10 protein-coding genes are annotated in these 11554 nt (G+C 73.4%); 6 read left to right on the forward strand and 4 right to left on the reverse strand.

What is annotated here, in order from left to right:
* The first annotated feature begins 833 nt into the window (after positions 1-833).
* From ACFV4N_RS22050 to ACFV4N_RS22070, 5 genes are all read left to right on the forward strand, one after another.
* Entirely contained in the window at positions 834-1736 is a 903-nt protein-coding gene (locus ACFV4N_RS22050) for a 5-dehydro-4-deoxyglucarate dehydratase (protein WP_499674446.1), read from the forward strand.
* Entirely contained in the window at positions 1733-2989 is a 1257-nt protein-coding gene (locus ACFV4N_RS22055; protein ID WP_499674447.1) for a glucarate dehydratase family protein, read from the forward strand. The genes ACFV4N_RS22050 and ACFV4N_RS22055 overlap by 4 nt, the downstream gene beginning before the upstream one ends.
* A complete protein-coding gene (locus ACFV4N_RS22060) occupies positions 2983-4128 on the forward strand; it encodes a hypothetical protein (RefSeq protein WP_499674448.1) in 1146 nt (381 codons plus the stop codon). The genes ACFV4N_RS22055 and ACFV4N_RS22060 overlap by 7 nt, the downstream gene beginning before the upstream one ends.
* A 115-nt stretch (positions 4129-4243) precedes the next feature.
* Positions 4244-4726 carry a hypothetical protein gene (locus ACFV4N_RS22065; protein WP_499674449.1) on the forward strand — a complete coding sequence of 161 codons (483 nt, stop codon included), beginning with the start codon at positions 4244-4246 and terminating at the stop codon, positions 4724-4726.
* Between the two features lie 110 nt (positions 4727-4836).
* Positions 4837-5388: a hypothetical protein gene (locus ACFV4N_RS22070; protein WP_499674450.1), complete on the forward strand. Its 552-nt coding sequence runs from the start codon at positions 4837-4839 to the stop codon at positions 5386-5388.
* A gap of 55 nt (positions 5389-5443) precedes the next feature.
* Here the strand turns inward: ACFV4N_RS22070 and ACFV4N_RS22075 are convergent, their stop codons facing one another.
* The gene (locus ACFV4N_RS22075) at positions 5444-7126 is read right to left on the reverse strand and encodes a fumarate hydratase (RefSeq protein ID WP_499674451.1); all 1683 of its coding nucleotides are present in this window, start codon (positions 7124-7126) and stop codon (positions 5444-5446) included.
* An 88-nt stretch (positions 7127-7214) separates the two neighbouring features.
* Between ACFV4N_RS22075 and ACFV4N_RS22080 the strand changes: the two genes are divergently transcribed.
* A complete protein-coding gene (locus tag ACFV4N_RS22080) occupies positions 7215-8129 on the forward strand; it encodes a phosphotransferase family protein (protein WP_499674452.1) in 915 nt (304 codons plus the stop codon).
* 222 nt (positions 8130-8351) lie between these two features.
* On the opposite strand, the gene ACFV4N_RS22085 is transcribed toward ACFV4N_RS22080, so the two are convergent.
* The 3 genes from ACFV4N_RS22085 to ACFV4N_RS22095 form a co-directional block, all read right to left on the reverse strand.
* On the reverse strand, positions 8352-9344 hold the full coding sequence (locus tag ACFV4N_RS22085; protein ID WP_499674453.1) for a sigma-70 family RNA polymerase sigma factor: 993 nt from the start codon (positions 9342-9344) through the stop codon (positions 8352-8354).
* A 201-nt stretch (positions 9345-9545) separates the two neighbouring features.
* Positions 9546-9971 carry a D-aminoacyl-tRNA deacylase gene (dtd, locus tag ACFV4N_RS22090; RefSeq protein WP_499674454.1) on the reverse strand — a complete coding sequence of 142 codons (426 nt, stop codon included), beginning with the start codon at positions 9969-9971 and terminating at the stop codon, positions 9546-9548.
* Entirely contained in the window at positions 9968-11458 is a 1491-nt protein-coding gene (locus ACFV4N_RS22095; protein WP_499674455.1) for a DUF7782 domain-containing protein, read from the reverse strand. The genes dtd and ACFV4N_RS22095 overlap by 4 nt, the downstream gene beginning before the upstream one ends.
* Positions 11459-11554 lie beyond the last annotated feature (96 nt).

Consider the following 11554-nt stretch of genomic DNA (forward strand, 5'->3'; position numbering starts at 1 on the left):
ACGCCTGATCGGCTCGGCCGGCTGGACACGCCTGATCGGCTCGGCCGGCTGGACACGCCTGATCGGCTCGGCCGGCTGGACACGCCTGATCGGCTCGGCCGGCTGGACACGCCTGATCGGCTCGGCCGGCTGGACACGCCTGATCGGCTGGGCCGGTTGGACATGCCCGATCGGCTGGACCCGCCCGGCTGTCCCGGCTGGCTGGACCCGCCAGGCTGCCGCGATCGGTTGGACCGGCTGGACCGGCTTGGCCGTCCTGCCCGGCTGGACCCGCCCAGCCGCCCCGGCGGCCTCAGTGGCCCCAGCGGCCCTGGCCGGCCCGGTCAGTCCGGCCGGCTCAGCCGGCCCGACCAACCCTGCCGACAGCCCTCCGGCCACCCCCGGAACCGCGGTCCACGACCGCGGTCGGCGCCACCCGGTGCACACCACCGCCGGCGCCCTTCCGCTCCACCTCGCCGTCAGCGCACGCGCCGCCTGTGCGCCGACGAGAGAGGAGGCCCGCGGTCGTCACCGCACGACCGCGGCCGGCACCGCGGTAGCCCCGGGCCACCACCCGGGTCACCTCACCGCGGGGCAAGCCCGCGCCGGGTGTGGTCGCGGTCTTCGGTTCCACCGAGGTCCGGGAGCGGCTCCGGCCCCCTCGGACCACCGCCGCCGACCCACCGGCCGCCGCACCGCCCCACCTCGCCGCCGTCGTGCTCGGACGACCCGGCGCGGTGAGGGGAGCGGCAGTCGGAGCGTCACCGGCGCCGGCGTCCGTGCGACGCCGGCTGCCGCGGAAGTCCTTCCGGCGTGGGATCACCACCGGAGCGATCAAGGATGAAGGTCTGGGTATGCAACTCGATGGGGTGCTGTTCTTCCCGGTGACGCCGTTCGACGCGGACGGCGCGCTAGCGGAGGACGTGCTGGCCGAGCACGTCAAGCGCGGGGTGGCGGCGGGCGCGGGCGGCGTGTTCGTCGCCTGCGGCACGGGCGAGTTCCACGCGCTGGAGCTCGCGGAGTTCGAACGGGCGGTGGTCGTCGCGGTCGAGGCCACGGCGGGCCGGGTCCCGGTGTTCGCGGGCGCGGGCGGTCCGGTGCCCCTGGCGCGCCGGTTCGCGGAGACGGCGAAGGAGGCGGGCGCCGACGGCGTGCTGCTGCTGCCGCCGTACCTGGTGACCAACCCGCCGAAGGGCCTGGTCCGGTACGTCACGGAGGTGGCGGGCGCGACCGACCTGCCGCTGATCGTCTACCAGCGCAACAACGCGGTGTTCACGCCGGAGACGGCGGTCGAGGTCGCGTGCCTGCCGACCGTGGTCGGCTTCAAGGACGGGCTCGGCGACATCGACCTGCTCCAGCGCATCGTCCTGACGGTGCGGGAGCACGTGAGCAAGCCGTTCCAGTTCTTCAACGGCCTGCCCACCGCGGAGCTGACCGTGCCGGCGTACCGGGGCATCGGCGTGGACCTGTACTCGTCGGCGGTGTTCGCGTTCGCGCCGGAGATCTCGCTGGGCTTCTACCGCGCCGTGCAGGCCGGGGACCAGGCGCTGGTCAACCGCTACCTCAACGAGTTCTACAAGCCGCTGGTCGAGCTGCGCGACCAGGTGCCGGGCTACGCGGTGGCGCTGGTCAAGGCCGCCGTGCGGGCCACCGGCCTGGACGTCGGCGGCGTCCGCGCGCCGCTGCTCGACCCGTCGCCGGAGCACGTGGCGCAGTTGGAGAAGGTCGTGGCCGCGGGGCGGAGCATCGCCTCATGAGGATCACCGACGTCACCGTCACGCCGGTGGCCTTCCACGACCCGCCGCTGCTGAACTCGGTGGGCGTGCACGAGCCGTGGGCGCTGCGCACGATCGTGGAGGTCCACACCGACGAGGGCGTCTCCGGCCTGGGCGAGACCTATGGCGACATCGGCCACCTCAACCGCGTGCGCAACGCCGCGCCCGCGCTGGCCGGCCTGGACGTCCACGACCTCAACGGGTTGCACGCGCGGGTCGCGGCCGCCCTGGGCGGCGAGGCGGGCTCGGACCGGCACGGCCTGACCGGGCCGCTGACCGTCGAGTCGACGGTGGACCGGGTGTTCTCCTCCTTCGAGGTGGCCACCTGGGACATCCGCGGCAAGGCGCTGGGCCGCCCGGTCAGCGACCTGCTGGGCGGGCGCGTCCGCGACGCCGTCCCCTACAGCGCCTACCTGTTCTACAAGTGGGCCGGGCACCCGGACGCGGAGCACGACCGGTTCGGCGAGGCGCTGGACCCCGCCGGCATCGTCACCCAGGCCCGGATGCTGGTCGGCGAGCACGGCTTCGGCTCGATCAAGCTCAAGGGCGGCGTGTACGCGCCGCACCTGGAGGTCGAGGCGATCCACGCCCTGCGCGAGGCGTTCCCGGACCACCCGCTGCGGCTCGACCCCAACGCGGCGTGGACGCCCGAGACCTCGCTCAAGGTCGCGGCCGAGCTGGACGGCGTGGTCGAGTACCTGGAGGACCCGGCGCCCGACATCGACGGCATGGCGCAGGTCGCGGCGGGCGCGCCCATGCCGCTGGCCACCAACATGTGCGTGATCGCGTTCGAGCACGTCGCGGAGGCCGTCGAGAAGGGGGCCGTGCAGGTCGTCCTGTCCGACCACCACTACTGGGGCGGGCTGTCGCGGTCGAAGGAGCTGGCGGCGATCTGCCGGACGTTCGGCCTCGGCCTGTCCATGCACTCCAACTCGCACCTCGGGATCAGCCTGGCCGCCATGACCCACCTGGCCGCGGCCACGCCGAACCTGAACTACGCGTGCGACACGCACTACCCGTGGAACTCGGCGGACGACGTGATCACCGAGCCGTTCACCTTCGTCGACGGCGCGGTGCCGGTGCCGACCGCGCCGGGCCTCGGCGTGGAGCTGGACCGCGACGCGCTCGCGCGCGCGGCCGAGAACTACCGGAAGTGCGGTCTCGTCCAGCGCGACGACACCGGTTACATGCAACGGCACGACCCGTCTTACGAGAGGAAGCGCCCCCGGTGGTGAGGACCGTCGCCCACCTGTACCCCTGGGACGTGGTCGGGGACCCGGCCGCGGTCGAGCGAGTGGCGTCGCTCGGCGTGGACGCCGTGGCCCTGGCCTCGTCGTACCACACCGTGCGCGCCGCGACCCCGTTCCACCCGCAACGCCGCATGGTCGACGCGCGGCACGCCGCGTTCTACCTGCCCGTGCGCGAGGAGGTCTGGCGGGGCGCGCGGCTGGCGCCCGCCGCACCGTCCTGGGTGGACGGTGACAACACCTATGGCGAGGCGTCGGAAGCGCTGAGGGCCGCCGGGCTGCCGGTCTACGCCTGGACCGTGCTGACCCACAGCAGCCGGCTGGGCGAGGCGAACCCCGACCTGGTGGTCCGCAACGCCTTCGGCGACCTCTACCCGTACGCGCTGTGCCCGTCCCACGACGACGTGGTCGCCTACACCCGGACGCTGGTGTCCGAGGTGCTGGAGCTGGGCCGGCCGGACGGCGTGGTGCTGGAGGCGTGCGGCCCGCTCGGCTTCTTCCACGGCGGGCACCACGAGAAGACCGACGGCGCGGACTGGACGCCCGTCCAGCAGAAGCTGCTGTCCCTGTGCTTCTGCGCGGCCTGCGCCGACCGCTACCCCGACCCGGAGGGCCTGCGCGGCGCGGTCCGCGCGGGCGTCGACCGGGGCGCGGGCAGCGTGGAGGAGGCGCTGGGGGAGCTGGCGGGACCGGTGCGCGAGGTGCGCGCGGACCTCTCCCGCTCCCTGCGCCGGGAGCTGGTCGGGCTGGTCCGGTCACAGGCCCCGGGGGTGCGCGTCGCGGTGCACGCCACCGCGGACCCGTGGGGCACCGGCCCGTTCGCCACGATCGCCGGTGGCGTCGACGCCGACGTCGACGTGCTCACGCTGACCTGCTGGCCGGGCGTGGACGCGTCGCTGCCGGCCATCGGCGCGCTGCGCGCGGAAGCGGGTGACGTGCGCACCGCCGCGTACGTCCTGGCGCTGCCGCCGAAGCCCGCGGACGGCGAGGAGCTGCTCAAGGAGTGGTTGACCTACGCCGAGGCGGGGGTCGAGGAGTTCCACCTGTACCACGCGGGGCTGGCCTCGGCCCGGCGGCTGGACGCGCTGCGGCACGCCGTGGCCGGGGTGAAGAGCGCCCTGGGCTGAGCCCGGGAGGCGGTGTGCGCCCACCACGCGGCGCACACCGCCGTTCACTCACCCGGACGGGTAACTGTCAAAAGGACCGGGCAACCCGGCGCCGCGCGCGTTCCGTCCCCTGCACATGAGAAGCCTGGGAACCGCTGTTGGCGCGGGCGCGCTGCTGGTCGCGCTCGTCGGCTGCGCCTCGTCCAGCCCGACGCCGGTCGGTGCCGAAGGCGGCCCGACGCTGACCACGTCGGCCTCGCCGACCACGTCCGCACCGGAGGAACCGGAGTTCGAGAGCCCCGTGCCGCCGGGCGGCGTCGAGGTGCCGGAGGAACGGGTCGACGCGAGCGCCGTGCCCGAGGACACGCCCAAGGTCGTGTGGACCGAGGGCGACGGCAGCACGCTCGGCGTCCTCGCGCACGAGGGCGGCTGCGGCAAGGCGAGCGTCGAGATCGCCGCGCAGGGCCCCGACACCGTCGAGGTCGTGCTGGTCGAGACCACGCCCGCCGACCAGCAGGTCTGCACCATGGACATCCGCTACCCGCCGCTGACGGCGAAGCTGGAGGCCCCGCTCGGCGAGCGGGAGGTCGTGCTGACCACCCGCCAGGACACGAAGTAGGCCCGACACCGGGCGGAAGACCCCTTCCCGAGGCGCCCGGCCGGCCCCTGCCCCGGTCGGCCGGGCGCCACCCCTGCAACCCGCGCGGTGGCGAGTACCGTCCTTCAACCATGAGGAACGCCAAGGTCGCCGTCGCCCTCGCCGCGCTCGCGCTCGCCGGGTGCACCGGCACCGACCCCACCGGCAGCACCGGCAGCACCGGCCGGTCGCCCAACCCGGGCGGCACGACCTCGTCCGGGCCGTTGACAACGTTGTCATCCGGGGCCCCGGCCAGCGGTTCGCTGCCGGGGACGACCGAGCCCGCCCCCGCGCCCCCACCGCGGAGCAGCGCCGCCCCGCTGCCCGGCGGGGAGACCCCCGTGCCGACCGCGCGGGTCGACGGCGGCACGCTGCCCGACACCTACGAGCGGCAGGTGTCGACGTCGGCGGACGGCCGGACGCTGCGCGTGATCGGCCTCGCGGGCGGGTGCAAGACGGCCGGCGCCGAGGTCACCGCCCAGTCCGCCGACCAGGTCCGGATCACCCTCGTGACCACCTACTACCCGCCCGCCGAGGGCTCGGTCTGCACGCAGGAGCTGCGCGACGTGCCGCTCGACGTGACCCTGGACGCGCCGCTGGGCGACCGGCTGGTCGTGCTGGAGGCGCGCGAGCAGACCTCCTGACGCCGGCGCTCCTCGCCGACACCCGCGCGGGCCGTCGGCGAGGTGACCCGCCCGGCTACTTCCGGAAGCTGATCTGGAGGGTCGGGGCGGAGGTCTCGGCGAAGAAGTCGTTGCCCTTGTCGTCCACCACGACGAACGCGGGGAAGTCCTCCACCTCGATCCGCCAGACCGCCTCCATGCCCAGCTCGGGGTACTCCAGCACCTCGACCTTGCGGATGCAGTCCTGCGCCAGCCGGGCCGCCGGGCCGCCGATCGAGCCCAGGTAGAACCCGCCGTGCGCCTGGCAGGCGTTCGTGACCTGCTTGGACCGGTTGCCCTTGGCCAGCATCACCAGGGAGCCGCCCGCCGCCTGGAACTGCTCGACGTAGGAGTCCATCCGGCCGGCCGTGGTGGGCCCGAAGGAACCGGACGCGTAGCCCTCCGGCGTCTTGGCCGGGCCCGCGTAGTACACCGGGTGGTCCTTCAGGTACTGCGGCATCGGCTCGCCCGCGTCCAGCCGCTCCTTGATCTTGGCGTGCGCGATGTCGCGGGCCACGACCAGCGGGCCGGTCAGCGACACGCGGGTCTTCACCGGCAGCTTCGACAGCGTCTCGCGGATCTCCGCCATCGGGCGGGTCAGGTCGATCCGGACGACCTCGTCGGACAGGTCCTCGCCCTGCACCTCCGGCAGGAACTGCGCCGGGTCGCGCTCGAGCTGCTCCAGGAACAGGCCCTCGGGCGTGATCTTCGCCTTGGCCTGCCGGTCGGCCGAGCACGACACCGCGATGCCGACCGGGCACGACGCGCCGTGCCGGGGCAGGCGGATGACGCGCACGTCGTGGCAGAAGTACTTGCCGCCGAACTGGGCGCCGATGCCGAAGTTCCGGGTCAGCTCCAGCACCTGCCGCTCCAGGTCGACGTCGCGGAACGCGTGGCCCGCGGCCGAGCCCTCGGTGGGCAGCCCGTCGAGGTAGCGGGCGGAGGCGAGCTTGGCGACCTTCAGGTTCTGCTCGGCCGACAGCCCGCCGACGACCACGGCCAGGTGGTACGGCGGGCACGCGGCCGTGCCCAGCGAGCGCAGCTTCTCGTCCAGGAACTTCGCCAGGCGCGACGGGTTCAGCAGCGCCTTGGTCTCCTGGTACAGGAACGTCTTGTTGGCCGAGCCGCCGCCCTTGGCCATGAACAGGAACTCGTACTTGGGCTCCGTGCCGGGCGCGGTGAACAGGTCGATCTGCGCGGGCAGGTTCGTGCCGGTGTTCTTCTCGTCCCAGAACGTGACCGGCGCCATCTGCGAGTACCGCAGGTTCAGCTCCTGGTAGGCCTCGAAGACGCCCCGGGACAGGGCTTCCTCGTCGGTGCCGCCGGTGAGCACGGACTCGGTGCGCTTGCCCATCACGATCGCGGTGCCGGTGTCCTGGCACATCGGCAGCACGCCGCCCGCCGAGATGCACGCGTTGCGCAGCAGGTCCATGGCGACGAACCGGTCGTTGCCGCTGGCCTCGGGGTCGTCGACGATCGCGCGCAGCTGCGCGAGGTGCGAGGGGCGCAGCAGGTGCTGGATGTCGCGGATCGCCTCCTTGGCGAGCAGCGTCAGCGCCGACGGCTCGACCTGGAGGAACGTCCGGCCGGCGGCCTCGACCACCGACACGCCGTCCGGGGTCACCAGCCGGTAGTCGGTGTGCTCGTCCTTGGCCAGGGGCAGGACGTCGGTGTACTGGAACGTGGGTGCCAAGAGGTTCGGCTGAGGCACTGCGGGCACGTCGCGGCTCCCTTGCGCGCGTTCGGGTTCCGCCGAACCTATACCGATCCGGCCGTCGAGTCCGCCAGGGCGTGGTGTGATTCGCGTCGTGGTCTTCAGCCTCACCAAGCGCACGCTGCCCGAGCCCGAGCTCGACGCCCTGCTCCGCCGCGCGCTCGGCTCGCCGCTCGCGGCGCACGTCGAGCTGACCGGGGGCATGTTCAACACCGCCTACCGGCTCACCGCCGCCGACGGCCGCGAGGTCGTGCTCAAGGTGGCGCCGCCGCCGGGCGTGCCGCTGCTCACCTACGAGCGCGACCTCATGCGGACCGAGGCCCTGGTGTTCGGCCTGATGGCCGGGCAAGGGCTGCCCGTGCCGGAGGTCGTCCTGCACGAGGACGGCCTGCTCGTGATGACGGCCCTGCGCGGCACGCCGTGGAACGAGGCTGGGCCGTCCGACGCCGAGCGGGCGGCGCTGCGCCGCGAGCTGGGCGGGATCGCGCGCCGCCTGCACGCCGTCACCGGCGACTCGTTCGGCTACGTCCAGGGCCCCGGCGGCGCGACGTGGCGGGAGGCGTTCGGGAACATGGTCGACGCGGTGCTCGCCGACGCCGACCGGTTCGGCGTGGAGCTGCCCGACGTGCGCCCGGCGTTCGCGGCCCGCGCCCACCTGCTCGACGAGGTCACCTCACCCGTCCTGGTGCACTTCGACCTGTGGGAGGCCAACATCTTCGTGGCCGACGGCCGGATCGAGGGGATCATCGACCCCGAACGGGCGTTCTTCGGCGACCCGCTGGCCGAGATCGCGACCACCGCGCTGTTCACCGAGCCGGACGAGGACTACCTGGCGGGCTACGGCGTCACCGGGTTCACCGCGGCCGAGCGGACCAGGACGGCGCTCTACCGGGCGTACCTGTGCCTGGTCATGATCGTGGAGGGCGTGCCGCGCGGGTACGGCGGCGAGGAGCACGAGGCGCACGTCGCGTTCTTCCGGGCGAAGCTCGCCGAGTACCTGGAGCTGTGAGGGCGTCGCCGGGGCACTGGAACCGGGCCCCGGAATGCGGAAGGCCGGGCCGGCCCCCGACCGCCCCGACCTTCCTCGGTGTGCGACACCCCCGCGAGATGGGGCGGGGGTGTCGCAGAGCTGGTAACGCACGACCGTGCTCCCGTGCGCGCCGCAAGTCAACCCGGCTGAACGGGTGAAACGCGTCGCTGCCCCGGTGGGGCGCGGTCCGGCGGGTCCCCGTCAGCTGGCGTAGGCGCGCAGCCGGGCGGCCCGCTCGCCCTGCCGCAGCTTCGCCATGACCTCCCGCTCGATCTGCCGCACCCGCTCGCGGGAGAGGCCGAACTGCTTGCCGATCTGGTCGAGGGTGCGCGGCTGGCCGTCCTCCAGGCCGTAGCGCAGCCGGATCACGGCCTGCTCGCGCGGCTCCAGCGTGGCCAGCACCCGGCGCAGGTCGTCCTGCAGCAGGCCGGAGATGACCGCGCTCTCCGCGTCCGTGGCGTCGGAGTCCTCGATGAAGTCGCCCAGCGGGGCGTCCTCCTCGGTGCCGACGGGCATGTCGAGGCTCACCGGGTCGCGCGCGTGGTCGAGCAGGTCGGACACCTTGTCCGGCGTCAGGCCGGACTCCTTGGCCAGCTCCTCGGTCGTGGCCTCGCGGCCGAGCTGCTGGTGCAGGTCGCGCTTGATGCGCGCCAGCTTGTTGACCTGCTCCACCAGGTGGACCGGGAGCCGGATGGTGCGCCCCTGGTCCGCCATTCCGCGGGTGATCGCCTGGCGGATCCACCAAGTGGCGTAAGTGGAGAACTTGAAACCCTTGGTGTAGTCGAACTTCTCCACCGCGCGGATCAAACCCAGGTTGCCTTCCTGGATCAAGTCGAGCAGCGGCATTCCGCGACCGGTGTACCGCTTGGCGAGCGATACCACCAACCGCAGATTCGCTTCGAGAAGGTGGTTCTTCGCGACGTGGCCGTCGCGGATGAGCGCACGAAGTTCGCCGCGGCGCACATCGGGCAGACCGGACTTGGTCTCCAGCATGTGCTGCGCGAACACCCCCGCTTCGATGCGCTTCGCGAGTTCCACTTCCTCGGCCGCTGTCAGCAGCGCTGTCTTGCCGATGCCGTTCAGGTACACCCGAACGAGGTCGGCGGCCGGTCCCTGGGCGTCGAGGTCCATCTCGGCGCTGGTCATGGTCTGCTCGTTCCCGACCTCGCGGTCGAGGACCTTCGGGACGGTCATGGAGCTCCCTCCCCCTTGTCGCGGGCTGGCAGTGCGGTCGTGTCGCGCACTCCGCGCTGCGCTGCGCGGTCCACCTTTCGGTGGTCTGACACTTGGGAGAACGCAAACCAGCTCGAATTGGTTCCCGCTTCCTCGACCTCCAAGACGTCACTGCCGTCACAGCGGTTGCGCCGCGAATCCTGAGGATTCCCTGAGAAGGATCTAGAGTTCGACCAACACGGTGAACGGGCCGTCGTTCACGCTCCGCACGGACATCATGGCCCCGAACCGTCCTGTTTGAACTCGCGCGCCCCGATTCCGCAGTTCCGAGACCACCGCGTCGACCAACGGCTCCGCGTGCTCGGGCCGGGCGGCGGCCGTCCACGAGGGCCGCCGACCCTTCCGCGTCTCCCCGTAGAGGGTGAACTGGCTCACCACGAGCAGCGGCGCGCCCGTGGTGGCGCACGACTGCTCGTCCCGCAGCACGCGCAGCTCGTGCAGCTTCCGGGCCATCAGCGGCGCCAGGTCGGCGGTGTCCCCGACGTGCACGCCGAGCAGGACCAACAGGCCCGGCTCGGCGATCTCGCCCACCGTCTCGCCCGCCACCACCACGGAGGCTTCTGTGACTCTCGCCACAACCGCCCTCACGCGGGCACGACCATGCCGTGGCGGACCAGCTCCCGCACCACCGGCAGCGCGGCGGCGGCCAGCGCGTCCGCGTCCAGGTCCTGGGCGTAGGCCAGCAGGGTGATCAGGTCCTCCAGCGGCAGCGCGCCCCGGAACCCGGCGAGCAGCCGCGCCGCGGTCTCGTCCAGCTCGTGCTGCCAGCCGGGCCCGTCGGTGCGGTGCAGGCGGCGCACGACCGCCTCCCAGCCGTCCTCCGAGGGCTCCGAGACCTCCTCCAGCAGCACGGTGGGCGGCACCGCGAAGCGGGTCTTGAGGAGGTCGTCGTTGTCGTGCGCCCGCAGCCAGGCCACGCGGTCGAGCCAGGCGGCCGACTCCGGGCCCAGCGGGTCGTCGTAGGCGTGGCGCAGGTCCTCGCAGACGACCTCGGCGTGGGCGGTGTCGGTGCGGCGCAGCGTGACGAAGCCGAAGCCGATGCCCTCGACGTCGTTCTCGGCGAACCAGTCCAGCCAGGCGCCCGCCTTGGCGCGGCCCTCGTCGCTGCGCGGGTCCACGCCGGCGTCGCGCAGCCACGTGCCGACGTAGAGGGTCGGGTCGGCCACGTCGCGCTGCACGAACCAGGCGTCCACGCCGCCGCCCCGGGGCAGCCAGGAGGCGACGCGGTCGGCCCAGTCCTCGCCCTTCCGGTGCAGCCAGGAGGCGAGCAGCTGCCCGACGCCGCCCTCCTCCAGGAACGACGGCAGCTGGCGCACGACGAGCGCGCTCGCGTCGTCGCCCTCCAGCCCGGAGTCGCGGTAGACGTAGTCGACGCGCGGCGGCCCCACCACGAACGGCGGGTTGCACACCACCTGGTCGAACCGCCGGCCGCGCAGGGGGCCGAACCACTCGCCCCGGCGCAGCTCGACCTCGAGCTCGTTCAGCCGGAACGTGCCCGCGGCCAGCGCGAGCGCCCTTTCGGACAAATCGGTCGCGGTGATCTTTTGGGCGTGGCGGCTCGCGTGCAGCGCCTGCACCCCGCACCCGGTGCCCAGGTCCAGCAGCGTCCCGACCGGCCGCCGCGACGTGGCCCGCGCCAGGCTGATCGAGGCGTGCCCGACGCCCAGCACGTGGTCGGCGGGCACCGGCCCGCCGCGCTGCTCGGAGTCGAGGTCGGCCACGACCCACCAGGACCCCTCGTCGTCCCCGTAAGGCCGGATGTCCAACCCGGCCCGCAGCGCGCCCCCGTCCCCCCTCAGCACCTCGTTGGCGACCGCCACCTCCAGGTCCACCCCGGGCAGCGCCCGCCGGACCTCCTCCTCGTCCTCCGCGTCCCCGAGCAGGAACAACCGGATCAACGTCCCCAGCGCCCCGGCGTCCCGCGAAGCCCGCCGAGCCGCCTCCGGCTCACCCCTGCCCAACGCCGCGTGGCCTTGGTGCCCCAGCACCTCGACCACCCCGTCCGCGTCGTACCCCGCGGCGAGGAACCCCTCGCGCAACCGACCGGTCAACTCAACAGAAAGATCAGGAACCACCCGGCAATCGTCCCCCGCCCCCACCACCCGCCCCCCCCCCCCCCCCCCCGGGGGCCCCCCCCCACAAAACCCGGGGGACCCCACCGCCAACCCGCA

The sequence above is a fragment of the Actinosynnema sp. NPDC059797 genome (assembly GCF_042732085.1).
Lineage (GTDB): Bacteria > Actinomycetota > Actinomycetes > Mycobacteriales > Pseudonocardiaceae > Actinosynnema.